This window comes from Shewanella sp. TB7-MNA-CIBAN-0143, assembly GCF_040310065.1.
Classification (GTDB): domain Bacteria; phylum Pseudomonadota; class Gammaproteobacteria; order Enterobacterales; family Shewanellaceae; genus Shewanella.
In genome coordinates, this window is the sequence record NZ_JBEOPL010000087.1 from 1 (window position 1) to 277 (window position 277).

At 70.4% G+C, this 277-nt stretch carries 1 protein-coding gene; it reads right to left on the minus strand.

Features of this window, described 5'->3' with window-relative positions:
* The coding region (locus tag AAEY97_RS21210; RefSeq protein WP_502959477.1) for a POT-type proton-dependent oligopeptide transporter at positions 1-277 on the minus strand (277 nt) is incomplete at both ends.

The following is a 277-nucleotide window of genomic DNA, read 5'->3' on the forward strand; positions in this document are numbered from 1 at the left end:
TCATGAAGCCGCTCATGCGCGCCGGCACGTAGCGGGCGATCATCGCGAGGCCGAGGCCGCTCACCAGCAGCTCGCCGAGCGAGTACAGGCCGTAGCCCCACACCATGAACCACGACGACACGCGGCCGTCGACCGCGTAGCGGCCGCTGATCGTGAACACCAGGTAGCCGGCGGCGACCGCGCCGAAACCGAGCGCGTACTTCGCCGCGACCGGCAGGTCGCGGCCGCCCTTCGCGACGGCGTTGTAGACCCACACGAGCACCGGGCTCAGCAGCAT